Annotated in this window: 15 protein-coding genes; 8 read left to right on the top strand and 7 right to left on the bottom strand. The window is 60.5% G+C overall.

Translation table 11 applies throughout. The features are described 5' to 3' along the window. The first annotated feature begins 114 nt into the window (after window positions 1–114). The 3 genes from coxB (at window position 115) to GOQ28_RS13125 (ending at window position 4703) form a co-directional block, all read left to right on the top strand. Window positions 115–1107, top strand: coding sequence for a cytochrome c oxidase subunit II (gene coxB, locus GOQ28_RS13115; protein WP_236844345.1), 993 nt, complete (start codon window positions 115–117; stop codon window positions 1105–1107). Further along, window positions 1104–3656: a cbb3-type cytochrome c oxidase subunit I gene (locus GOQ28_RS13120; RefSeq protein WP_160356769.1), complete on the top strand. Its 2553-nt coding sequence runs from the start codon at window positions 1104–1106 to the stop codon at window positions 3654–3656. Before coxB ends, GOQ28_RS13120 begins: the two co-directional genes overlap by 4 nt. Window positions 3657–4013: 357 nt before the next feature. Further along, window positions 4014–4703 carry a glutathione S-transferase family protein gene (locus GOQ28_RS13125; protein WP_236844346.1) on the top strand — a complete coding sequence of 230 codons (690 nt, stop codon included), beginning with the start codon at window positions 4014–4016 and terminating at the stop codon, window positions 4701–4703. A 702-nt stretch (window positions 4704–5405) separates the two neighbouring features. On the opposite strand, the gene GOQ28_RS13130 is transcribed toward GOQ28_RS13125, so the two are convergent. Next, window positions 5406–5738: a hypothetical protein gene (locus GOQ28_RS13130; protein WP_160356770.1), complete on the bottom strand. Its 333-nt coding sequence runs from the start codon at window positions 5736–5738 to the stop codon at window positions 5406–5408. A gap of 348 nt (window positions 5739–6086) precedes the next feature. Next, window positions 6087–8315 (bottom strand): NADP-dependent isocitrate dehydrogenase, encoded by a 2229-nt coding sequence (locus GOQ28_RS13135; protein WP_160356771.1) that lies wholly within the window; start codon window positions 8313–8315, stop codon window positions 6087–6089. A 359-nt stretch (window positions 8316–8674) separates the two neighbouring features. Between GOQ28_RS13135 and ku the strand changes: the two genes are divergently transcribed. The 4 genes from ku (at window position 8675) to GOQ28_RS13155 (ending at window position 16701) form a co-directional block, all read left to right on the top strand. Further along, window positions 8675–9631, top strand: coding sequence for a non-homologous end joining protein Ku (gene ku / locus GOQ28_RS13140; RefSeq protein WP_160356772.1), 957 nt, complete (start codon window positions 8675–8677; stop codon window positions 9629–9631). Window positions 9632–9633: 2 nt separating this feature from the next. Next, window positions 9634–12192 (top strand): DNA ligase D, encoded by a 2559-nt coding sequence (gene ligD, locus GOQ28_RS13145; protein ID WP_160356773.1) that lies wholly within the window; start codon window positions 9634–9636, stop codon window positions 12190–12192. 102 nt (window positions 12193–12294) lie between these two features. After that, window positions 12295–12552 carry a DUF1488 family protein gene (locus GOQ28_RS13150; RefSeq protein ID WP_160351649.1) on the top strand — a complete coding sequence of 86 codons (258 nt, stop codon included), beginning with the start codon at window positions 12295–12297 and terminating at the stop codon, window positions 12550–12552. A gap of 480 nt (window positions 12553–13032) precedes the next feature. Next, window positions 13033–16701, top strand: a complete 3669-nt coding sequence (locus tag GOQ28_RS13155; protein WP_160356774.1) for an ATP-binding protein — start codon at window positions 13033–13035, stop codon at window positions 16699–16701. 111 nt (window positions 16702–16812) lie between these two features. Here GOQ28_RS13155 and GOQ28_RS13160 read toward each other — a convergent pair whose 3' ends face one another. Next, the gene (locus GOQ28_RS13160) at window positions 16813–17100 is read right to left on the bottom strand and encodes a MatE family transporter (protein WP_160356775.1); all 288 of its coding nucleotides are present in this window, start codon (window positions 17098–17100) and stop codon (window positions 16813–16815) included. 228 nt (window positions 17101–17328) lie between these two features. Between GOQ28_RS13160 and GOQ28_RS13165 the strand changes: the two genes are divergently transcribed. Continuing rightward, window positions 17329–18678 carry a sigma-54-dependent transcriptional regulator gene (locus tag GOQ28_RS13165; protein ID WP_160356776.1) on the top strand — a complete coding sequence of 450 codons (1350 nt, stop codon included), beginning with the start codon at window positions 17329–17331 and terminating at the stop codon, window positions 18676–18678. On the opposite strand, the gene GOQ28_RS13170 is transcribed toward GOQ28_RS13165, so the two are convergent. Genes GOQ28_RS13170 through glgX form a run of 4 tightly spaced genes read right to left on the bottom strand, consistent with a single transcriptional unit; the run spans window position 18639 to window position 25709 of the window. Continuing rightward, complete coding sequence (locus GOQ28_RS13170; RefSeq protein WP_160356777.1) at window positions 18639–19793, bottom strand: DNA topoisomerase IB; 1155 nt, start codon at window positions 19791–19793, stop codon at window positions 18639–18641. The two genes, GOQ28_RS13165 and GOQ28_RS13170, sit on opposite strands and share 40 nt — an antisense overlap. Continuing rightward, window positions 19790–21865 carry a 4-alpha-glucanotransferase gene (gene malQ, locus GOQ28_RS13175; RefSeq protein ID WP_160356778.1) on the bottom strand — a complete coding sequence of 692 codons (2076 nt, stop codon included), beginning with the start codon at window positions 21863–21865 and terminating at the stop codon, window positions 19790–19792. The genes GOQ28_RS13170 and malQ overlap by 4 nt, the downstream gene beginning before the upstream one ends. Next, window positions 21862–23613: a malto-oligosyltrehalose trehalohydrolase gene (gene treZ, locus GOQ28_RS13180; RefSeq protein ID WP_160356779.1), complete on the bottom strand. Its 1752-nt coding sequence runs from the start codon at window positions 23611–23613 to the stop codon at window positions 21862–21864. The genes malQ and treZ overlap by 4 nt, the downstream gene beginning before the upstream one ends. Further along, the gene (glgX, locus tag GOQ28_RS13185; RefSeq protein ID WP_160356780.1) at window positions 23610–25709 is read right to left on the bottom strand and encodes a glycogen debranching protein GlgX; all 2100 of its coding nucleotides are present in this window, start codon (window positions 25707–25709) and stop codon (window positions 23610–23612) included. Before glgX ends, treZ begins: the two co-directional genes overlap by 4 nt. Window positions 25710–25721 lie beyond the last annotated feature (12 nt).

The following is a 25721-nucleotide window of genomic DNA, read 5'->3' on the forward strand; positions in this document are numbered from 1 at the left end:
GAATCTCCTCGTTGCGACGGCAGTGCAAATTCCGTGCCTTTCGAGCCGGGGCACGTGAGTTGCTGACGTAATCGTTTGCTTCATTACCCCGTTGTTGCCAACGCTCAGGTATCCATGCTCCGCATCCCATATGCGCCTTTGCTTCCTGTCGTCTTGCTACACCTCGCAGGGGGCCGGCGCGCGCAGGCCGAGGTGAGTTCCGCGCCTGTCACGCCGACACCATCGTCGGGGCAGATGACGGATCTGAATTTTCTGTTGTTCACTGGTGGCGCCGTGATCTTTGTCGCAGTGGCGTGCGTGGTCGTGCTGGCTATCTGGGGGCCACCGCGTTTTCGCGCGGGCTTGGCGCGCCCTGTGTTGATCGTGGGGGCAGGCATTGTGTTTCCCCTCGCGGTGCTGACTGGGCTGCTGCTGTATTCCTTCAATCTGACATCGTCCGAGGCGTCGGAACAACCGGCGGTGCGTATTCACGTGGTGGGCGAACTTTGGTGGTGGCGCGTGAGCTACCTCGATGCAGAGGGCGGCGTGCTGTTTGACACCGCGAACGAAATCCATATCCCGACGGGGAAATCCGTCGAGATCGTGCTGACCTCGGATAACGTCATCCATAGCTTTTGGGTGCCGGAATTGACGGGCAAGCTCGACATGATCCCAGGCCATACCAACCGCCTGCGTATCCGCGCGCAAGCGCCCGGCGTCTACCGTGGACAGTGTGCCGAATATTGTGGCGCTCAGCATACGAAGATGGCGTTCATGGTCCAGGCCGTGGCGCCAGAGGCGTTCAACGATTGGGTAGGACAGCAGATGCGACCGGCCGCTGCCGCCGACGGCCGGCTACGTACAGGAGCGCAGCTATTCCAGCAGGCTTGTTCGCGTTGCCATACAGTGCGAGGTACCGAGGCACGCGGGACTTCGGGGCCGGATCTGACGCATGTTGGCGGGCGCATGACGCTGGGCGCAGGGGTGTTGCGCAATAACTTGGGGGCCATGGCAGGCTGGATCGCAGGCAACCAGGATCTGAAGCCCGGCAACCCCATGCCGGCTTTTCGTGATTGGTCCGGGGTCGAGCTGCTGGCCGTGGCCCGCTATATGGATAGCCTGAAGTGACGAATGATCATCTCAGTGTTCATGCGCAGTCGGCGCTACCGAATCCGCTGCCGCGACCCGAGGGAGAAGAGGCGGCCTTGGAACGCGTCTGGCAGCGCCCGAGCGGGTTCCGCGCCCTGACGGTCGTCAATAACACCTATATCGGTATCTTGTATATCGCGACCGCGCTGTTGTTCTTCCTGCTGGCCGGGATATTGGCGCTGATGATGCGCACGCAGCTAGCCGTACCGGACAACCCGCTGATTAGCCACGACCTGTATAACCAGCTCTTTACCATGCACGGCACGGTAATGATGTTTCTGTTCGCCGTGCCGGCCGTCGAGGCCGTGGCCGTGCTGCTGTTGCCCAATATGCTGGGTGCCCGCGACCTGCCTTTTCCGAGGCTGTCGGCCTATGCGTATTGGGCGTACGCCGTGGGCGGCATTGTTTTTTTCTGCAGTTTGTTTGCGCGGCTGGCGCCCGATGGGGGATGGTTCATGTATCCGCCGCTGACCAGCACCGAGTACTCGCCCGCCTTGAACGCGGATCTGTGGTTGCTTGGCATAGGCTTTATCGAGATCTCCGCCATTGCCGGGGCGATTGAGTTGGCAGTGGGGATCTTGCGCACGCGTGCACCGGGGATGTCGCTGGATAAGATGCCGGTCTTCGCGTGGGTGATGCTGATATTCAGCGGCATGGTGATCGTGGCGTTTCCGGCCGTGATCGTGGCGACGGCGCTATTGGAATTGGAACGCGCCTTCGATATGCCGTTCTTTATCGTGGACCGTGGCGGGGACCCGCTGCTATGGCAGCATCTATTCTGGTTTTTCGGGCATCCGGAGGTGTACATCATCTTTCTGCCAGCCGCGGGCATGGTGTCGATGATCGTTCCCGCCATGACGGGCACGCCATTGATCGGCTACCGCTATGTGGTGATGGCGATCATCGGGACCGCGTTTCTTAGCTTTGGCCTGTGGGTGCATCATATGTTCGCCACGGGGATTCCGCCGTTGTCATCGAGCTTCGCGTCGGCGGCCAGCATGGCGGTGTCGGTGCCTACCGCGATACAGGTATTCGCGTGGATCGCGACGATTGCCGCGGCCGTACGCCTGCGGCCCATCAAGACGCCCATGCTGTTTATCCTGGGCTTCTTTTTTATCTTCACGCTCGGTGGTTTGACGGGCGTGATGGTGGCGGTCATTCCTTTCGATTTACAGGCCCACGATACCTACTTTGTTGTCGCCCACCTGCACTATGTGCTTTTTGGCGGGATGGTGTTTCCGCTCTTCGCGGCGTTTTACTACTGGACGCCGCTCATGAGTCGCCGCGCACTGTCCGAACGTCTGGGGCGGTGGGCGTTCTGGTTAATGTTTGTCGGCTTTAATGTGACGTTTTTTCCCTTGCATGCGGTGGGATTGGCGGGAATGCCGCGACGGGTCTATACCTATGCGGAAAGCCAGGGTTGGGGCGCCGTGAATCTGGTGTCGACCATGGGCGCTTACCTAATTGCCTGTGGGGTGCTCGTCTTTCTGTGGGATTTGGCGCGGAATTTCCGTCCCGACAGTGTGCGTACCGCGGGCAATGTCTGGCAAGCGGGTACGCTGGAATGGCTGCCCAGCGGTGACTTTGGCCTGCGCAGCATTCCCGTGGTGGTAAGTCGCGAGCCCTTGTGGGATCAGCCGGGACTTGCCGAGAACGTGGCGGCCGGTAGGTATTACTTGCCCGATGCGCCGGGGAATGTGCGGTCCACGCTGGTTACCAGTGCGGTGGATGCGCGCCCGGAGTATGTGCTGCCATTGCCGGGGCCGGGGTGGTCTCCTTTGTTGGCGGCACTAGGGACGGCGGGTTTTTTCCTGTTGCTCACTTTCAAACTCTTTATTCCTGCCGGCGCTTGCGGCGTCTTAGCGATCGTGGCGATCTGGTACTGGCTATGGCAGTCCGATGCCGGCCCGGAGATAGCGACGGTGGATATTGGCGGCGGCCTGTGCGTGCCCTGGCGCGGATCGGGACTCCGCTCGCACGCCAGCTGGGCCATGGCGATGTTGCTTGTGGTCTGCGTCAGTATTTTCGGCGCGTTGGTGTTCGCGTATTTCTTTCTGTGGCTCGCGTCGTCCGGCGAATCGTGGGGGGCGCAGACGCCGAGCAGCGGTAATGGTGTCTGGCTGATCAGCGCTGGTCTGATGCTGGGGGCCAGCATATTGCTGATCAGACCCGGCCGCTCGCTGGTACACCATCGACCCTGGGCTTTGCGTGGACGGATGTTGCTGGGCATCTGTGTACTGCTTGCGGCAAGCGCCTTCGAACTCGTGCAGCATTGGCAAACCGGATTGCGGCCGCAACGGGGGGCGTATGATGCCGTCGTCTACGCCGTGGCGGGCCATCAAGCGTTTTTCGCGATCATCGTGGCGATCATGGGCGTGTTCACCTTGGCGCGTAGCATGGCCAATAAGCTGAATCTCCAACACCAGTCTTGCCTTCAGGCGACGCAGACGATGTGGCACTACACGGTAGTTCAAGGGTTGGTGGGCCTTGTGCTTGTGCATCAGTTTCCGCGTCTGGTGGGAGGCTGAGTATGCGATCCCGTTCTAGCGTGGAAATGGTCTATCTATTCGCCGGGCCGGTGATCTGGGCTGTGCATTTCTTCCTTGTATATGGAACAAACGCCTTGTTGTGCGCACGTGTGCCCTGGCTGGCGAAATTGATTTGGCTCGGCCAGCCGGCATCGACGTGGATCACCCTCGCAACCAGTGTGCTGGGATGCGCGGCATTGGTATGGCTGATTCTGCGTGCGCCGAGAAGGGGCTTTCCTGGTGGGCGGTCCAGCTTCTTAACTACGGTTGGCAGGACTCTCTGCGGTTTGTCCCTCGTGGCGGTAATATGGCAGACACTACCTGTATTGCTCGTATCGGCATGCGGGTGAGCCCACTATGCGGTCCGCGAGACGCGCACTGACCCTGGAGAAATACGCGCAGATGAAGCTCTACTATTTTCCCGGCAACGCCAGCATGACCCCGCACTGTTTGCTCGAAGAAATCGGCGAGCTTTTTGAATTATCGCTGGTCGATCGTACGACGAATGCGCATAAAGCACCGGAGTATCTGAAGCTGAATCCGAATGGAGTGATCCCCGCGTTGGTCGATGGCGATCTTGTGCTGTACGAAACCGCCGCCATCGCGCTGTATCTGGCGGATAAGTATCCCGAGAAACAGCTAGCACCCGCGCTTGGCACGCCAGAGCGTGCGCAGTGCTACAAATGGCTGATGTGGTGCACCAACACTTTCCAAAGCACGATCCTGATGTACTACTACCCGGATCGCTGGGTCGATGCTGGAAACACGGAGGGCGCTGCCCAGGTCAAAGCCCATGCGGAAGCCAAGATCAATGGCCTGGTTGACCAGATCGAGGCGCATTTGAGCACTACTAGCGACCCGTGGTTCTTGGGAGAGCAATTTTCTATCCTTGATCCGTACGTCATGATGCTTTGCCGCTGGACAAGAGTGTTCAAGCGGCCGGCTCGCGACTTGCCGCATATTGGAGCGTATCTGGACCGCGTGTTGGCTCGTCCGGCCGTGCAGCGCGCGCTGCGCAACGAAGGTCTGCAGGCTCCATGGGTGTAGGCGTAGGCTCGAAGATGAAATGAGACTGGCCTCGATATCCGTTCACGGCAGGGATCCATCCCTGCGCACCGGCTTTATCGTGTCGCTCCGGCTATAGCACTTTGAGGCCGTTTCGATGAGCGCGTCTCAAATGGAATCTTCGTCCTCGCGCGCCTGTTTAGCCCGGTACCTGCGCCAACTCTCGCGCTCGGTGATTCTGACCTCCAGTGCAAACGCTAGCAATATGAACCCCCATGTCCCGAGGCCGTACGCGCGACGCCACGAGGCTACGCTGATTAAAACGCAACCGCCTACAACTAAAACAGCTTGAACTACGCGGTTGGGAATGCCCATAAAGCTCGTGATGGGGTCTTTCCAAATTTGTGTGAGATGTGCCCAGACATGGTTGGTGGCGCTTACCAATATCCACGATGAAATTGCCGGCATGGCTGTCAGAATTACTGGCGCAACGTGGGTATATGGCAACGAAAAATAGATGATCGCGCCCACTGAGTAGGCGATGAGTCTTTCACGGTAGGCGACCCGCGTGTCGCGGGGAGGACTCAAGGCAGTGCTCCTTTCAGATTTTTCGCGGGGGAGTTGATACGAACGCGATAGTTGCTCATGTCTCGAAGTCAACGAATCGTTCGGCCGGGCCAGTCAGGGGGCAGTCGTTTAGCAGCCGCCATGACTTGCATAAACGGTGTGTCCGATCCTGGCAACTTAACGGTTGGCGCGTGATGAATGACCGAGCGCGTTGCAACTGTGCCCAGCGGCGAATCCCGCGACTCCGCCCGCGATTGGATTGCCACTGAATATTGTGGTGGCCGTTCCTACACCGGTACCCACCATATAACAGCCCAGAGCGACACCGGAGTTCTTTGTCAGAATCGTGTTGCCGGATTGATCTTTCACATAAAAATCGGTTGATCCGTCACGGTTGCCGTGAGCTCCTATACTGAACCGAGGTTCGCGGTGACGCTCCCGGTGCTCAAAGTATTGCTGTAACTCACCTCCAGCCACGATGGATAGCTGCGACATGCGAATCGACTTCATAAGTTTTCCTTAAGAAAGTGGAGCAACGACGACACCTATAAAGGGGAGGAACGGAAGGAAATCTCGGGAACTTCATACATGCATGGATATAAAATTCAGCGCACTGATCCGCGATGTCGAGCCCCTGCAGGTCTCCGGTTCACACTATAGGTTTGGCGCAGCTCTGCGATTACATCAGGTCGGATACGTAGGAAAAATCGGACCGTTCGGACAACGAGCCATACAAAAAAAGGCCTGAATCCGGTTCACACCGGGTTCAGGCCTTATTGACTTTCATTACTGTATAAGCAGGACGGTTGGACACTGACCCGCTTGATGGAGCGCTTTAGCGCCCCTCAATCACCCAACTCAGGCGATCGAACCCACCAACTGATTCAGCGTAGCGCTCGGGCGCATGGCTGCGCTGGCCTTGGCTTCTTCGGGCTGGTAGTAGCCGCCGATGTCGACAGGCTTGCCTTGCGCGGCTTTCAGTTCGTCCAGGATCTTCGTCTCGGACTCGGCAAAAGCGGCGGCGACACCCTGGAATTGCTTGGCCAGTTCGGCGTCGTCGGTTTGCGCGGCCAAGGCTTCTGCCCAGTACATGGCCAGGTAGAAATGGCTGCCACGGTTATCCAAACCGCCGACCTTGCGCTCGGGCGACTTGTTGTTGTCGAGGAACTTCGACGTGGCTTGGTCGAGCGTCTTGGCCAACACGCTGGCACGGGCGTTGTTGTACGCACGGCCCAGGTGTGCCAGGGACTCCGCCAAGGCCAGGAATTCGCCCAGCGAATCCCAGCGCAGGAAGCCTTCTTCGACAAACTGTTGCACGTGCTTCGGAGCCGAACCGCCGGCGCCAGTTTCGAACAGCTGGCCACCGACCATCAGCGGCACGATCGACAGCATCTTGGCGCTGGTGCCCAGTTCCATGATGGGGAACAGGTCGGTCAGGTAGTCGCGCAGCACGTTGCCAGTCACCGAGATGGTGTCCTTGCCGGCGCGGATGCGTTCCAGCGAGAACTTGGTAGCCTTGACCGGATCGAAGATGTGCAGTTCGAGACCGTTGGTGTCGTGGTCGGCCAGGTACTTCTTGACCTTGGTGATGATCTGCGCGTCGTGGGCACGGTTTTCGTCGAGCCAGAAGACGGCCGGCGTGTTAGTCAGACGGGCGCGGGTGACGGCGAGCTTGACCCAGTCCTGAACCGCGGCGTCCTTGGTCTGGCACATGCGCCAGATGTCGCCGGTCTGTACAGGCTGCTCGAGCAGCACGTTGCCAGCGGCGTCGGTCACACGAACCACACCGTCGGTCGGGATGATGAACGTCTTGTTGTGCGAACCGTATTCTTCGGCAGCTTGAGCCATCAGGCCAACGTTCGGCACGCTACCCATGGTGACGGGATCGAAGGCGCCATTGGCCTTGCAGTCCTCGATCACGGCCTGGTAGACACCGGCGTAGCAGCGATCGGGGATCACGGCCTTGGCGTCTTGCAGCTGGCCGGCGGCGTTCCACATCTTGCCCGAGTCACGGATCATGGCGGGCATGGAGGCGTCGACAATCACGTCGCTTGGCACGTGCAGGTTGGTGATGCCCTTGTCGGAGTTCACCATGGCCAGCGCGGGCAGCTCTTTGTAGGCGGCTTCGATGTCAGCCTTGATCGCGGCTTGTTGCTCGGCGGGCAGGGCGCCGATCTTGGCGTACAGGTCGCCGATACCGTTGTTGGGATCGAAGCCGACTTGCTTGAGAGCGTCGGCGTGGCGGGCCAGCACGTCTTCGTAGAACACGGACACGACGTGGCCGAAGATCACCGGGTCGGAGACCTTCATCATGGTGGCCTTCAGGTGCACCGAGAACAGCACGCCCTGGGCTTTCGCGTCAGCGATTTGGGCCTTCAGGAAGCTGCGCAGCTTGGCGGCCGACAGCACGGCGGCGTCGATGATTTCGCCAGCCTTGACCGGGGTCTTGTCTTTCAGAACCGTCTTGGTGCCGTCGTTGGCGGTCAGTTCGATCTTCAGATCACCGGCTTCAGCGACCGTGGTCGACTTTTCGCTGCCGTAGAAGTCACCGCCGTCCATCGAGGCGACGTGCGACTTGGAATCGGCCGACCAGGCACCCATTTTGTGGGGGTGCTTGCGGGCGTAGTTCTTGACCGACAGCGGCGCGCGGCGGTCGGAGTTGCCTTCGCGCAGAACCGGGTTCACGGCGCTGCCCTTGACCTTGTCGTAACGGGCCTTGATGTCGCGCTCGGCGTCGGTCTTGGGCTCGTCCGGATAGTCGGGCAGCTTGTAGCCCTTGGCTTGCAGTTCCTTGATAGCGGCCTTGAGCTGCGGCATCGAGGCGCTGATGTTCGGCAGCTTGATGATGTTGGCATCGGGCGTAACGCACATGGCGCCCAGCTCGGCGAGGGCGTCGCCAATGCGCTGGCTTTCGTCCAGGTAGTCGGGGAAGACGGCGATGATGCGTCCGGCCAGCGAAATATCGCGGGTCTCGACCGTGATGCCAGCCGATTTGGTAAACGACTGAATGATCGGCAGCAGCGAACGAGTAGCCAGTGCCGGGGCTTCGTCGGTGAGGGTATAGATAATCTTCGGAGTTTGAGCCATAGTCTTCGTAGTTGCCCGGGCGCTAGCGCAAATCCGGACTTGCTTAGCCGGACATCGTCGCCGATGTCAACGTAGGGTGGGTGAGTTGGCCGGCACGCGTGCCTGACCATCACGTCGGCGACCCTGCCTCTGTATTCGCACCGGGCCGGTGTCACCGTCATGGTGCGACCATTGTATCTTGCTGCCGGAGAAAATGGGGAACTCTTATAGAAGACTGAGCAATTTTTTGATTGGAGTCTTATATAAGACATGAATGCATGGTTGCGCGGCATGAGACTTGCTCGCAGCCTGTCTTGCCCCGGGGGACCTCCCTCGGGTCCATAAGAGGCTTAACAATAAACTGCCTGGGAGGAACGCTCATGGCCATGCGCACCATCTGGAAGGGGGCTATCACATTCGGTCTGGTCCACATCCCCGTCGGATTGCATACCGCGACCACCGAATCCGGTGTTGATTTTGACTGGCTGGACAAGCGTTCGATGGACCCTGTCGGCTATAAGCGGATCAATAAACGCACGGGAAAGGAAATCGACTCGAAAAATATCGTCAAAGGCGTCGAGGTCGAGGACGGCCAATATGTGGTGGTGTCGCCAGAGGAAATTGCCGAGGCCTACCCCCGGACAACGCAAACCATTGAAATTCAACAGTTTGTCGAAGCCAGCGAAGTGTCGTTCGTGTATTTGGAGCGGCCCTATTATGTGGCGCCCATCAACAAGGGGCATAAGGTCTACGCGCTACTGCGGGACACCCTGACCGATTCGGGAAAGATCGGGATCGCCAAGGTGGTGATTCAGACAAAGCAACATTTAGCCGCCCTGATTCCCATGGGCGACGCGCTGGTGCTGAACTTGATGCGCTGGGGTGACGAGGTGAAAGCCATGGATGGCCTGGATCTGCCCAAGGCGGGCGCCAAGAATATGTCGCCCAGCGCGTCGGAGCTGAAAATGGCCAAGATGCTGGTCAAAGAGATGTCGGCGGACTGGGATCCGATGCAGTATCAGGACGAGTTCAAGGCCGCGGTCATGGATCTGGTCGAGCAAAAGGTCAAGGCCGGCAAGACCGAGGTGGTGATCGAGCCTCAGGAAGAATCCCCCGCCTATACGGATAATGTGATCGATCTGACGGAGTTGCTGCAACGCAGTCTGCGAGGCGGGTCCAAGAAGTCGGATGGCGGCAAGTCTGAATCGAAATCGAGCTCGAAATCGAGCAAAACCGCCAAGGCCGCCAAGAAAACCGCTGCTCGCAAGACCGCCAGCAAGAAAACCACTACGAAGAAGGCGACGAAAACGGCGGCACGCGCACGTAAGGCGGCCTGACCATGGTGGATAGCCTGAAAAAATATCGCGAGAAGCGGAATTTCGCTGTCACGCCGGAGCCGGCCGAAGGCGGCGAAGCCAACGAAGATCAACGCGCCTTTGTGATCCAAAAGCATTGGGCGCGGCGCCTGCACTACGATTTCCGGCTCGAACTCGACGGCGCGATGAAAAGCTGGGCCGTGCCCAAAGGCCCGTCCTATGACCCGTCGGTCAAGCGCATGGCCGTACAGGTCGAAGACCACCCCATCGCCTACAACAAATTCGAAGGCACTATCCCGAAAGGGGAGTACGGGGCGGGCGAGGTCATCATTTGGGATGAGGGTTCCTGGGTGCCCGTGGGCGATCCCCACCAGGGCTATCGGGACGGCCATCTGAAGCTCGACATGCACGGGTCCAAGATGCAAGGCCGCTGGGCGCTCGTACGGATGAAGACCAAGCGCGATGAGCGTCAACCGCCCTGGCTGCTGATCAAGGACCGGGATGAGTTTGCGCGGGATGCAGCCGATTTCAGTGTGGTGGACGAGCTGCCGGATAGCGTCGTGCCATTACGTAAGAAGAAATCCACCGAGGCCGCACAGCGCCGCCTGCCTGGTAAAGAGGCGCCGTTACCTGAGCAAATGAAACCTCAGTTGGCGACCTTGGTGGAAGGTATTCCGCCGGGAGTTCATGACTGGGTCTACGAGATGAAGTATGACGGCTACCGCATCCTGGCGCGGCTGGATCAAGGAGACGTCAAGCTCTACACCCGTAACGGTCACGACTGGAGCGACAAGCTGCCGCATCTGGTCGAGCAGCTCAAGACCTTCGATATCGAAAACGCGTGGCTGGATGGCGAGATTGTCGTGCTGTCCAGCGAAGGCGTTCCCAGCTTTCAGGCGCTGCAAAATGCGTTCGACGTTCGCCGCACGAAGGACATCGTCTACTACCTATTCGATCTGCCCTACATCGCCGGTCGGGATATCCGCGACGAACCGCTGACCGTACGCCGCGATCTGCTCAAGCAGGTGCTGGAACGCTACGATTGTTCGCACTTGCGACTAAGCGAAGCCTTCGACCAGCCGATAGCCGACCTCGTTAGCTCTGCGTGCAAGCTGGGGCTCGAAGGCTTTATTGGCAAACGGCCTTCCGCGCCGTATGTCCAGCGCCGCTCGGACGACTGGGTCAAGCTCAAATGCGGCCGTCGGCAAGAGTTCGTGATCGTCGGGTTCACCGCGCCCAAGGGGGAACGCGTAGGCTTTGGCGCGCTGCTGTTGGCGGTGCACGAGCAAGACGGCAATTTGCGCTATGCAGGCAAAGTGGGCACGGGGTTCAACGATCAGCTGCTCCAGTCCCTGCACGCGCAATTAAGCGCCCGGGTGCAGGAAAACAGCGCAGTGACGGCGGGGCAGGTGCCCAGGGCACGCGACATTCAGTGGGTAAAACCCGATTTGGTCGCTGAAGTGTCCTTCGCGGAATGGACCAATGGCGGCCATGTTCGCCACGCCACGTTCAAGGGATTGCGTACCGACAAGAGCGCTACAGCCATTACGCGGGAGGACGCCGTCCCTGCCGACGAGCTGGAATCCGCCAAAAATACCAAGTCGAAAACTCGGAAGTCCCAATCCGGCACGAATCCCGACAGCAAGTCGTCCTCGAAGAAACGCGCCACAGTTTCCACCGAGGGGCGAGGGCGTGGCAAGGCGAGTCTGAAGCTCTCGAATCCAGGCAGAGTCATTGACCCATCGAGCGGGTTCACCAAGCTCGACCTGGCGCGTTACTACGCGCAGGTAGCGCCTCTGATGCTGGAGCATTTGAAGGGGCGTCCGGTGTCATTCGTGCGCGCGCCGGCGGGGATCACCGGCGAGCACTTTTTCCAGAAGCACTCCGAAACCGACATTCCCGGTGTGACGGCCTTGCCCAAGCGGCTGGATCCCGGCCACGCGTCGTTGATGGAGGTGGCCAGTGCTGAAGGCTTGCTGGCCGCCGCGCAGCTGAATGTGGTGGAGTTTCATACGTGGAACGGTGTCAAGACCGCCATCGCCAAGCCCGATAGGATGATTTTCGACCTCGATTCCGGCGAAGGGGTGGACTGGCCCGAGTTGCAACGCGGCGCGAGCCTGGTGCGGGTATTGCTCGAAGAGATCGGCCTGCAAAGCTGGCTCAAAACCAGCGGCGGAAAAGGGCTGCACGTGGTGGTGCCGGTGCGCCGTCAATACGACTGGGATACGGTAAAGGCGTTTTCCGCCGCGATCGTGCGCCATCTAGCGCGCACCCTGCCACAGCTGTTTGTCGCGAAAAGCGGCCCACGTAATCGGGTAGGGAAGATATTCGCGGATTATCTGCGAAATGGGTTTGGAGCGACCACGGTGGCTGCCTGGTCGGCGCGTGCGCGACCTGGCATGGGGGTTTCCGTGCCGGTGACCTGGGATGAGTTGGAAGCGCTGACCAGTTCGTCACAGTGGACGATCGCCAATATCGAGGAGCGCCTGGGGGTGGGCAATTCGCCCTGGGATGACTACACACCCCAAGGCCTGACGCAGGCAATGAAGAAAATGAAGTTCGATCCCTCGGCTCTGGGCTGACGCGCCATCGGGGCATATGACTTGCGGGAGGGGTGCTGAGAGATGGCTAAAACGCCACGGCTTTAGCCAATATGACGGACCGCTTACCTAGGAGTAACTGAGATGAAGTTCACTAAAGCGACGGAAGCCAAAACGCAGGGCGACGCAATTGTGTTCAACATGGAGCTCAACGGGGTGGTGAGACAGTTTGAGATTTCAGGGGATGTGCTGCGCCGCCGGTTCGGGGCGGCGGACGATACCGCTGTAGAACTGCTCAAAGCCTTCGAATCCGGAGCCGATTCCGTCCGAGATGCCGCGCAGCGTGTTCGATCAGTGCCTGCCGAGGGGTCAATTCAATTGGGAGCCGGAGACTTTTCCTGAGATCGTCAAGGCGGCCGGCTCGGCAACGGCCAATCTCGGGCATGAAATTTGCTTGGTAGCAGGAAATGACAGTAATCGGGCGGCCCGCCTGTCTGTATCACGCGGACCGCCTTTAAATATCCACAGCGAAAGGACAGCTATGAGCCCCAAGACAACACGACTTCTCACTATCGCGGCCGTTGCCGTTATCTTCGCGGTGCTGATTTCTGTTGTGCCTTGGTGAGGACGTAGTGCGAGAGTGCTGGGGGAGATGAGCTCGCTTGATCTATCACCGTGCACTTTGAACTTTAATAATATTTCGTTACTCGCAATGATAAATTGTTGCTTCCTCGTCGGTGTAGGTCGGAGGAAGTTGGGTAATGTAGCTCACGCGGCGGGGCACGCGACTGTGTAGTTCTAGCCGCTTATAAATTTAGATAGAACCGCGACGTGGCATCGACAGCGCAATCATCCTTTGGATTCCTCCCCGCACAGGGTGAAATGGCCCAACAGATACGGGCATTTTCCTGGGCCGATACATCTATCGGTCCTCCGGATACTTGGCCCGAGCGTTTGCGTAGCGCATTAAGCCTGTGCTTGAGTTCGCGCTTCCCCATCGTGCTGTGGTGGGGCCCGGATATGCGAATGTTCTATAACGACGCGTACATTCCCTTCCTCGGGCCCCACAAGCATCCCGGGGCGCTATGGAAGCGGGCTTCCGAGGCTTGGCCAGAGATCTGGGACGAGATTGGCCCGATGCTCTCAAGTGTTTATGCCATGGGAGAGGCCACTTGGCGCAGCGACCATCAGTTTTTCTTTGAACGTGCGTTGCCGCGTGAAGAGGTGTACTTCACGTTCACCTATGGGCCGATTCTGGCGTCGGACGGGGTGACGGTCGAAGGGATATTCTGTCCGTGTACCGAGACCACGGAAAAAATTCTGAGTACGCGCCGGCTGAACGTACTGCGCCAGCTCAGCACGCGCCGTCTGCCTGACGGCGGTATCCCCGCCGCCGCGGTCAATATCTGTGCCGAACTGAGCACTAGCAAGGAGGACGTGCCCTTCGCCGCGATTTATAGCATTGAGGGCGAGCACGCCAAGATGTTGGCCAGCACGGGCTTGGTGGTGTCCGACGCTGAAGCGATTTCGTGGCCACTACAGGAGGTCGCATCTAGTGGCCAGTCAATGACCGTGGAGTTGAGCGCCCTGGACGTGCAGATGGAGCAGGGCGCTTGGCCGGAGCCCGCGCGATTCGCCCGGCTGGTTCCGCTGGACTGGTTGCCTGATGGGGCCGTCAACGGCGTGATGGTGCTGGGGGTCAGCCCGCGCCGGCCGCTCGATGAACCCTACCGCGATTTTCTCGCGTTGGTGGCAAGCCATAGCGCCAGTGCGTTGAACAGTGCCGCTACCTTTGAGCTGGAAAGCCGTCGCGCTCAGGCGTTGGCTGAACTGGATCGCGCAAAGACGGCGTTTTTCTCTAATGTCAGCCATGAATTCCGCACACCCCTGACCCTGATACTTGGGCCAGTGGAAGAAGCACTGGAGAACCCGAGTAACCCGCTGGACCGCAAGCAACTGCATATGTTGCATCGCAACGCACTGCGGCTGCAAAAGCTGGTTAACACGCTGCTCGATTTCTCGCGTATCGAAGCGGGACAATTGCAGGCCTGCTTCGAGCCCGTCAATCTGGGCCGTGTCACGGCCGAGCATGTCAGCGCATTCCGCTCGGCTATCGAGGCGGCGGGGCTGCGCCTGCGGGTCGACTGCGATAGCGTCGAGGTTTATGTCGCGCGCGATCTGTACGAGAAAATCCTCCTCAATTTGCTATCCAATGCGTTCAAGTACACCCCGAGAGGCGAAATCGCGGTAACCCTGCGCGATCTCGGTACGCAAGTCGAGCTTTGCGTGTCCGACACCGGGATCGGTATTGCCGGTGCCGAGCACCAGGCTATTTTCGAGCGATTCCATCGCGTCGAGGGCGTCCCGTCGCGCACCCACGAAGGCACGGGAATTGGGCTGACTTTGGTGCGCGAACTCGTCAAACTGCATGGGGGCAGCATCCGCGTCGACAGCCAGCCGGGCGCGGGGAGCGCTTTCACCGTGAGGCTGCCCAAGGGCACGGCACATTTGCGGGCCGAGGATATCAACCGCGCCGCACCGCCCAAGACGCGTAATCTCAGCGGGCCTTATACATTAGAGGCCGCGCAATGGCTCACCGAAGACGCGGCGCCCATCGCCGTGCACGAGGCCACGCGCTCGCGCCCCGTGGTTCTCTATGTAGACGATAACGCGGACATGCGCGACTACTTGGGCCGTTTATTGGCAACCCGATATGAGGTGCGCGCCGCGACCGATGGCGCCTCGGCGCTGGCCAGCATACGAAAGTCCCCGCCGGATTTGCTGATTGCCGACGTGATGATGCCCGGCTTGGACGGGCTGTCGCTATTGCGCGCGGTGCGCAGCGACGCGGTCACGCGGGCTTTGCCGGTCATTCTGTTGTCGGCGAAAGCGGGCGAGGAAGCCCGTGTGGAAGGCATGGAGGCCGGCGCCGACGACTATCTGGTCAAACCCTTTTCCGCCCGCGAGCTCGTGGCACGCGTCAGTGCCCATCTGCGTTTGTCGCGGTTGCGGCAGGAGACCTTGCGCACACTGCGCGCCAACGAAGTTCGGCTACGCACGATCATCGAACAGCTCCCCGTGGGCCTGGGGGTCGCGGACGTCACGGGGCGATGGATCCTGACCAATTCCATGATGAGCGGTTATGCGCCGATGGCCATGCCAACCACCGTCCCCGCGGAGCATAGCCGATGGCGTGCCTGGGACGAGAATGAGAAGCCGGTGCCTGTGGAAGACTGGCCCGGCCAGCGCGCGTTGCGTGGTGAAGTCGTCACCCAGGGCATGGAAATGCAATACACCGCCCCGGATGGGCGCGAGTACTGGTTACGCTCGACCGCTACGCCTTTGCGCACCGACGACCGCAGCCTTATCGGTGCATGCCTGGTGCTGCAAGACATCACCGAGCTCAAACGCGTCGAGCAAGAACTGTTAGAAGCCCATCGCCGCAAGGACGAGTTTCTCGCCACGCTGGCGCACGAGCTGCGTAATCCCTTATCGCCCATGCACAACGGACTCTACCTGCTCAAGCAGGGGGCGAGTCCCGAGGAGACGGCACGCATCCACGACATGCTGCAGCGGCAAGTCGCGCATATGCACCGACTGGTGGACGATTTGCTGGAGATCGCCCGGATCAATAACGGCAGAATTTCACTGCGCAAGGAACCCGTCGAAATCGCCGATGTGGTGCGCAACGCGTTGGAGACGTGCCGCGCGGCCATTGAAGCCGGGGAACATACTCTGACCCTGGATCTACCCGAATCCCCGATCGTCTTGGAGGCGGATCCGGTGCGGCTCGCTCAGGTCATTTCGAATGTGCTGACCAACGCGGCGAAATACACCAACAATGGCGGGCACATCCGTCTACGCGTACGCTGCGAGGCCGACGCGGCTGTGATTTCGGTCACCGACAACGGAGTAGGGATTCCCGCCGACCAGATATCGCACGTATTCGATCTGTTTACACAGTTGGATGGCGCGCGAGGGCAGGGGGGCTTAGGGATCGGCCTGACGCTCGTCCGTACGCTGGTCGAGCTGCATGGCGGGCGTGTCGATGTTCATAGCGGTGGGCATAATCAGGGCAGCGAGTTTGTCCTGCGCCTGCCCATGCCGCCCGCGCCACCCAGGGCGGCTGCCCCGACCATGCCGATGCAAGCGGCGCAGGGTCTAGGGCGGATTCTTGTGGTCGATGACAACCGCGATTCTGCCGAGACCACGTCGCTCGTGCTGGAATCCTTCGGGGCACAGGTTCAGGTTGCCGCCGATGGGCCGAGCGCGTTGGCGATGTTGGATGCTTTCCAGCCGGAAGTGATCATGCTGGATATCGGCATGCCAGGGATGAACGGGTACGAGGTTGCGCGCCGCGTGCGCGAAGCCGGTTGTACCGCGACGCTCGTAGCCATGACCGGATGGGGGCAAGAAGACGACCGTCGCCGTTCCAAGGAAGCGGGGTTCGACCATCACTTGGTCAAGCCGATGAACTTCGACGCGTTGGAACGCTTGTTAGTGACACTCGCACAAGAGCGTGCTTGCGGCAGCAAGTCCGGCGCTGCGTAGGCGCGACCGGTCAGCCGGGGCGGTATAGGGACGTGCAGCCATTAACTCTTTACGAAACGGGCCCCGACTTAGCGGGGCCCGACAATTGCAAAACCGGACGTCGTCGAGGGATTAATCCTCGATTTCTCCGCCCAAGGAATGACCCGAGGCGGGAGGCAAACCCCCATTACGTTCCGGGTCGGGCGGCGTGCGGGCCAGGCCCGCGTCGTCCGCATTGACTTCTTGATCGATATCGATATCCTGAGCGTCCTCGGGCTGAGCTGTCGGGAGGTCCGCGGAGGCACGCTCGCCAGTGCCGGGGGCATCGCTATCGGCGGGATGTCCTGGCCGGTCGCTCGCGCTGTCCGAGGAATCGCTAGGACCAAAAGGATCAGGGTTGTTTGAGACGCTTGCGTTCATGAAAAGGACTCCTTAAATTTCAACCTTTTCCCGCAAGACTCATGCCTGAAACGGTCAGGGTTCCGCGCAATTCGTATGTAATTGCAAGAAAGAGCAAACGACCGCACAAAGTAACAGTCTGGTCATGATGTTTCAGGCATAGTGTCGGCTCTCCCGTAATTGAAGTCGGGAGGCAAGTGTCACGAAAGGTCTACCCAACATTCAAGATTGGCGCTAGGAGATGATGCTATGCCTCACTTATTGATCCTCGACGACGACGATCTGATACGCGACACGCTATCAGAAGTCGCGCGCGATAGCGGTTTTTCCGTCGGGGAAGCTGCTTCGGTCAGCGAAGCGCTAGAACAACTTACTTTGCGTCCGCCCCAACTGCTGTTGGCGGACATCCGCGTCAAGGGCGGCGATGGCCTGGAAGTGTGCCGCAACGCCAGTGCGCTGGGCAGCGAAGTCGTCGTGATGACGGGCTATAGCTCGGTCGATTATGCCGTCGAAGCCATGCGTCTAGGAGTGCGCGATTTCCTGCGCAAACCCATCTGCATGGATCGCCTGCAAAGCATTCTGGATCGGATTGCCAGTACGGCCGAACACATCCCGGCAGAGGGTTTTCGCGGCCGCATGGTCGGCGAGTCCGCCGGGATACAGGAGGTCTACCGCAGCATTGCCCGGGTGGGACCCACCAACACCACGGTCATGCTGATTGGCGAGAGCGGCACGGGCAAAGAGCTCGCCGCGGAAGCCATTCACAAGGCCAGCAAGCGCGCCGACAAGCCGTATATCGCCGTCAACTGCGGCGCGATCTCGCCCAACCTGATGGAAAGCGAGCTGTTCGGCCACGAGCGGGGCAGCTTCACCGGGGCGGACCGGCAACATAAGGGCTATTTCGAGCAGGCCGATGGCGGGACCTTATTCCTCGACGAAGTGACGGAAATGCCGTTGGAGCTGCAGGTCAAGCTGCTGCGCGTCTTGGAAAGCCACGAGTTCATGCGCGTGGGCAGTCACAAGATCCAAAAATGTGACGTGCGGGTCGTCGCGGCGACTAACCGTAGTCCGGAGCAAGCCGTACGCGATGGGCGCCTGCGCGAGGATCTGTATTACCGCCTGGCCGTGTTCCCGCTAGAGTTGCCGCCCTTGCGCGCACGCGAATCCGACCCTCAATTGCTGGCGGATCGATTCCTCGCGGATCTTAATGAAATGCATGGTACTCAACGGGTGTTTTCCCCCGAGGTGTACGAACAACTGCTGACCCATAACTGGCCTGGCAACGTCCGCGAGTTGCGAAACTATGTGCAACGGGCCTACGTCATGGCCGATGGCGACACGCTGAACGCGCCGGTCAAGCGCCGGATGCAGATCGGTAAAAAGCCGGCCAGTGGGGATTGCATTGATGTACCGGTGGATACCACGCTGGCGGACGCAGAGCGCAAGCTGATTCTGGCCACGTTAGAACGGTGCGCCGGGGTGAAAAAGCAGGCGGCTACCTTGCTGGGCGTGAGTCCCAAAACCCTGTACAACCGCTTGATGGCCTACGCCGCCGAAGGCTACGTGGTCATGCCGGATCCGGAGCCGGAAAAAGTCTGATTTGCCAGAAACGCCAAAAACCGGCGCTCGGCCACGCTCAGCCCCTTGGGAGACCGAGGGGCTGAGCCTTTGCAGGGCAGCGCGGCGGCGGCATGGGCCTCTAGCACCGAGGGGTGGACATAACAGTTGCGGCAGACGCTGGGGGTGTTCGCCAAGCGACTGGCAACCGTTTTAATCACCTCTGGCACCGAGGCCTGGGGGTTGCTGCGCAGCAAATCGAACGCATACACCGATGCTGCCCAGGTTCGATAATGTTTGGCCGTGAAATCCTGCGCGCAGGCAGCGCGCAGATAATCATTGACCATACTGGAATCGACCGCCCGGCGTTGTCCCGATTCGTCCCGATACTGAAAGAGACGTTGGCCCGGGATTTCCATGCACTGCCGCACCAGCCGCGCCAAGCGTCGGTCGCGCACGGTAATGTCGTGCGCGACGCCGCTCTTGCCGGTAAAGGTGAGACGGATTTGGCTGCCATCCACCTTGGTGTGGCGTCGCGAGAGCGTCGTCAAGCCATAAGATCGATTCTGGCGCGCATATTCGTCAGATCCAATACGGATGAGGGTGCGCTCCAATAGCGTGACTACTAACGCCAGGACCCGCTCGGGCGGTAACCCGGGCCGGGCGAGATCCTGCTGTACCCGGCGACGGATGCGCGGCAGCGACGCGCCGAATAGCGCCAACTGTTGGAACTTGTTGGCGTTGCGGTTCGCGGTCCATTCCGGGTGATAGCGATACTGTTTGCGCCCGCGAGCATCTCGCGCCGTCGCCTGAATGTGTCCGTTTTCCATGGGACATATCCAGACGTCTTCGTAGGCGGGCGGGATGGCTAATGCGCGTATGCGGGCCAACGTGGCTTCATCATGCACGCGTCGTCCGTCGGCATCGACATATTGGAATTCGCCATCCTTGCCGCGCACGCGTCGCAGGCCGGGGCCGCGATCGTCGCAATACACCAGGCCCTTGATGGATTCGCATGGGGGTGCAGTAGCGGTTTTGTCCGCTGGCGTAGTCGTGCGTTTCGTCGCGTTCGGGCGCCGCTTTTGCGCGGTCGAGCGGGGCTTGGCGCGCGGCGTGGGAGATGTATCGGCGACCCGGGTTGCGAGGTTCAGCGTCATAGGGTTCTCCGTCCCTGGCGCAGGGCTTCCAGGCGGGATTGCCATTCTGGGGAATCGAATTGCGCAAGCGTGTCACCGGGTAATCGTCTCTGCCAGTTTGGAAACTCAGTCACTGTGCCCGGAACATTGGGTGCCTCGTCGATACCGGCAATGTCCTCCATGCCCGCCAGTACGAGCTCGCAGGGCGTGCTCGCCACGAAATTCAGGAGCGCCTCGGCCGGCGCAGCGTCTGGCAGCGTGGCCTCTTCCTGCATGGTGTCCCAAAGCGCCTGCTTCTCGGATTGCCTCTCTTGGAGCAGTGAAGCCGCCGACTCATCGTCGCGCAGACGTCCGGCTTGCTCGCGTTGCAAGATGTCGGTGCCTTTCCACCAACCTGACAGGGTCGGCAGATCGTGGGTCGTCGTCAGCGCCGCCGCTTCGACCGGCCAATCTTCGGTGCCCAGGAAAGCGGGACGCGTGGAGGTCGGTTCGCGCATGAACCATAAGACGTTCATGCCCGCGATGCCGTGTTCGGCCATTCTCTCGTCAAAGCCCGGAGGCACCGTCCCCAGGTTTTCACCGATCACCAGACCGCGATGGCGCCATGCCTCCAGGGCGATGAGGCCCATCAAAGCTTCGCTCGGCAGATTCAAATATGCTCCCTCGGCGGGCGTGCCGCCTTCGGGAACCAGCCATAGGCGCTCCATACCGAGGATATGGTCGATGCGCGTGCCGCCCGTCTGGGCCAGCGCCGCGCGCAAAACGCCAATGAACGGCTCGTAGCCACGCTGCTGCAGCGCGCGCGGCGACAATGCCGCCAAGCCCCAGGATTGCCCGCGCGGCTGATAGAGGTCCGGCGGAGCGCCGACCGACACGCCTTGCAGGAAGCTTTCTGAATCGCTCCAGACCTGGCTGCCTCCTGGGCTGACTCCCACGGCCAAGTCGCTAAGCAATCCGATACACATTCCGGAGTCAATCGCAGCTGACTGGGCGCGCGCGAGGCTGGCCGCCGTCAGCCACTGAGCAAAACAATGGAAATCGATCTCGCGCGCGTGCTGTCTCGCGAATTCGCGTACCGACGCGGAGCGGGGGTCTTGCCATCCGGTTTGCCAGCCTGTCCAGAGCGTCGAAGGATCGCCTTGGCTACCGTGCAAGGCTTCGAATACCGCGTGATCACGCAGGCGTTGGCCGTGGCGTTCACAATACGCACGATAGTCTCGTTGGTGCTTGGCATCCAACTGACCAAAACGCCCGTGCAGCTCGCGCAATATTTGCATCCGAGTGGCCGCGGCACGAGGCCAGTCGATGACGCACGCGCTGTCCAAGGCGGCCAAGTCCGTTTGAGGCATCGCGCTAAGCGACTCACGCACCGCGTCTTCGCCCAGCACCATGGCGGGAGCGGCATACAGCACGTTCAGAAAGAAACGATTCGACGGTGAGTAGGGGCTGCATGACCCCGGAAGCGCGCTGAACATGGCGTGTAGGGGATTCAACGCCAGTACATCCGCGCCGGCTGCGCCCAGACGCTGCGAAAGTTCAGCTACCGTGCCCAGATCGCCATAGCCCCAGGTACCTCGCACCGGGTTCGGGTCGCTGCGACGCAGGCTATACACCTGCGCCATCAGACCCCAACTACGCGGCGCGTCGCGTCCAAGCAGGGCGGCCATGTCCGGCGCTCGCGGGGTTATCGCCAATCGCTGGGGTTCCTGGCCCGCCTGGCGCAGGGTGTAATAGCCGGGTGGCGCACTTAAACGCAAGCACGCGCCGCCATCATAAGATTCAAGGGTGACGGCGTACATCTCGCCGCCATCTTCAGCGATCAGCTCTCCCGCACCCTCTCGCCAGCCGGACAGCACGGCCACGCTGCCCGCGCGCTGCACCTGCAGCGGATCCTGGGCGCGAGCTTCGGCGTCCAGCGCCGCATGGCTGGCGGCGACATCGTCATCGTTATCGGCTGGCAGCCCCAACGCCTTCAGGAGAACCCGTAAGGACGCAGCCTCCACGCGCTGCGTGTTTTTGTGCGCATCGATCCAACGTTCCTGCAGACCCGCGCGTTGCGCCAGTGCAGAAAGATCCCGGGCGCCGTTCGTCATGGCCGTTCCTCGATCAAGCACAGCGTACAAAACGGGAGCAACACGCCACCCACCAGTTGGGCCAAGCCGCCGCTTTGGCATTCATACTGAAGTGACTGATAGGGCGTGACCGGGATCGGCTCGGGCACCTCCACCGGCTCCGGTCCAAGGTTGGACAGAATGATCAGGCGGCTGCCATCGCCCAGGCGCCAATGCGCTTGCACGGCGGCCGGACCCAACACGCGACCCGGTTCGCTACGGGCCCCGGCGAGACGGTGCTTGAGGTACCGCTGACGCAAATCCAACAGGAACGTGTAGTAGGCAATCCAAGCGCGTCGTACGCCGTTGCCCCCCCAGGGCAGGCTGCGCTCGAACGTTTCCGGCGCGTTGGGGTCGGGCAGATCGGCGTGCTTGGCTAGTTCAGAGAACTCGCGTGCGCGACCCTGGCGCACCGCCTCGGCCAATGCTTCGTCGGTATGGCTGGTGAAGTAGAGAAATGGCGCGGTGGAACCGACTTCCTCGCCCATGAAAATCATCGGAATCCCGGGCGAGAGCAGATGCATGGCGATAGCCGCGCAAAGCGCGCGTTCATCGCAAAGCTGACGCAGCCGCTCGCCCAGCGCGCGATTGCCGGTCTGATCATGGTTCTGCAAAAACCAGATGAAGGAAGAGGGCGGCAAGTCATCGCTCGGCTCGCCCCGGCATTCGCCGCCGCGAAACACCGACGCCTGCCCTTGATAATGCCATCCCTGTTGCAGGCAGCGACTCAGGATTTGCGCGGGTTCCTCGGCATAGTCGCTGTAGTAGCTGGTCTTTTCTCCGGTCAGTAGATGATGAAGCACATGGTGGCCGTCATCATTCCATTGTGCGTCAAAACCCGCACGCAAAAGACTGGCACGATTTTTATCGTCTTCGATGACGAGATACACGCGGCGCGAACCCAGGCGCTCGCGCACGCGTTGAGGAAATTCGCGTAGCCAGTCATCGGCCTCGATCGCATGCACGGCATCCAGACGCAGGCCGTCGAAGCGATATTCGTCGAGCCAATAGCAGGCGTTGTCTTCAAAGTAGCGTCGCACCTCCGGTCGGCGGAAGTCGATCGCTGCGCCCCAGGGGGTGGAAATATCCTCGCGAAAGAACGGCTTGGCTATCTGCGGCAGGTAGTTGCCATCTGGCCCGAAATGGTTGTAGACCACGTCGAGCATCACGGCAATGCCCAATCCGTGGGCGCAATCGATCAAGTGTTTTAACGCGTCCGGCGAGCCATACGCGGTGTCCGGTGCATATGGCAGCACGCCGTCGTAGCCCCAATTGCGCGGGCCCGGGAAATCGGCGATAGGCATTAGCTCCACCACATTGACGCCTAGTGCGGCGAGTTCCGGCAAGCGTTCGCGCAGTCCGTCAAATCCGCCCGCTGCGCCGGCATGCACTTCGTAGATTACGGCCTGTTCCCAAGGCGGAGCCTGCCAGCGCGTATTGCGCCAGACGTACTCGTCACCAACTACGACGCTTTCATCATGCACATCCCCATCTTGCAGGCGCGAAGCAGGATCTGGGATGCGTGTGCCGTCGCCCAAACGATAGGCGTAGCGCGTCCCGGGCGGACATTGGGGCACCTCGATCTCCACCAACCCATCCGGTCCGGGAGTCAGTTCCAAGGGCGCACGGCCGGCGATTTCCAGGCGCAGGCCTGGCTGCGCCGAGGGCGCCCATAGGCGGAAAAGCGCGCTGCCGTCAGGATTGGGCGTGGCGCCAAAAAAGGGGCTCATTGTGCATCTCCGGCCGAAAAGGTCGTGGCGAGTAAAACCACGCTATGCGCTTGAACCTCGACCGTGGACTCCTGCAACGCGTCGGAGACGGACAGGTCGGCCGAATCCAGGGCGCGTTGCCATGACAGTTCTGGTCCAGGCACGGTGAACGTCACCGGATCCGCGGTGGGATTCAACAGCAATAGCGTGATGTCGAGTTCGTTGTTGCGCCCGTGTGTCGCGCGTCGCAGGCCCAGCGCCGCGCCCGTTTCCGGCTGCGTCAACGGCTGGCCGTCTGGCTCGAACCATTCGACACGCCGCATGCCTGGCGCCAGTTCCTGGGCGGGATCCAGATAACGCTGCGCATGCAGGCTGGGATGCGCACGTCGCAGCTCGGTTAAACGGCCCACATAAGCGCTTAGCTCTCGACCCTCCGGACTTTGCGCCTGGTTCCAATCCAGCCACGACAAGGCGTTATCCTGGCAATAGGCATTGTTGTTGCCGGATTGCGTGTTGCCGAATTCATCGCCGGCCAACATCATCGGTGTGCCATCGGAGAAATAGAGCGTCGCAAGCAACGAGCGCGCGACACGCGTGCGGGTTTCTAGGATCGCGACGTCATCAGTCGGGCCTTCCACGCCCCAGTTATTGCTCAGATTATCCGAATGGCCATCCTGACCGTCTTCGCCGTTGGCCTCGTTGTGGCGTTCGTTATAGCTGACCAAGTCGGCGAGGGTGAATCCATCATGGGCAGTGATGAAGTTGACGCTCGCCCATGGCCGACGGTGGCGTCGATCGAATAGCGATCGAGACCCCGTGAGCGCATCCATGATCGCGCCGCGTTGGCCTTCATCGCCACGCCAGTACCGCCGCGCGTTATCGCGGAATGCGCCATTCCATTCCGCGAATCCGGGCGGGTGATTGCCCAGCTGATACCCATCCGGGCCGATATCCCAGGGTTCAGAGATGAGCTTGCATTTCGCCAAGACGGGATCTTGCAAAATGGCATCAAAAAACCCCGAGCCCTGGTCAAAGCCCGTGCCCTCGCGACCCAGGGTCACGCCCAGATCGAAGCGGAATCCATCCACCCCATAGGACTGCGCCCAATAGCGCAGCGAGTCCATGACCATTTGCAGCACCCGTGGATGCGAAATATTGAGCGTATTGCCGCAACCCGTGTCGTTGATGTAGTAACGCTCCTCGCCAGGGATCAGACGGTAGTAGCTAGCGTTATCCAGGCCCCGCCATGACAAGGTCGGGCCCCACTCGTTACCCTCGCAAGTATGGTTGTAGACGACGTCCAGCCACACTTGGATGCCCGCCGCATGCAGGCGGCGGATCGCTTGACGCAACTCGTTGGGGCCTTGAGGCGTATACGCGGGTTCCGGCGCAAAAAAGGAAAGGGAGCTGTAGCCCCAATAGTTGCGCAAATCGCGCTCAATCAGGAATCGGTCTTGCAGAAAGGCATGGACCGGCATGATTTCGACCGTCGTCACGCCCAGGCGCATAAGGTGGTCGATGAACTTAGGGTCGCCTAAAGCGGCGGCGGTGCCGCGCAATGGGGCTCGCAGGTCCTCGCGCTGCATCGAGGCGCCGCGCACGTGGACTTCGTAGACCACCGTGTCTTCCCAGCTCACGCTGGGTGGGCGTGAGTTACCCCAGTTGAATGGGGCGTCCGCCGTCACGATACCCTTGGGCATCAAGGGCGCGCTATCGCGACGATCCAACGTCAGATCACCTTTTGAATGGCCGAGGCGATAACCGAACAATCCATCGCCCCAACGCAGCGGCGCATTCAACTGGCGCGCATACGGATCGAGCAGCAGCTTGTTCGGGTTGAATCTGTGCCCATGAACCGGGTCGAACGGCCCGTAAGCCCGATAGCCATAAAGCAGCCCAGGCTCGGCATCCGGCAAATACCCGTGCCAGATTTCATCGGTGCATTCCGGCAAGGGCACGCGCCGCAGCTCCTTGCGTCCCTTGGGATCAAACAGACAAAGATCAATGCTGGTGGCATTGGCCGAAAACACCGCGAAGTTTACGCCGAGCCCGTCGCTGGTCGCTCCCAGGGGATAAGGCAGACCAGGTTCCAGGGGTGCCGATAAAGTTGCGTCCATGTTGGAGGGTTC

Origin of the sequence: Bordetella sp. 02P26C-1, assembly GCF_009763255.1 — a bacterium.
Classification (GTDB): domain Bacteria; phylum Pseudomonadota; class Gammaproteobacteria; order Burkholderiales; family Burkholderiaceae_B; genus Bordetella_A.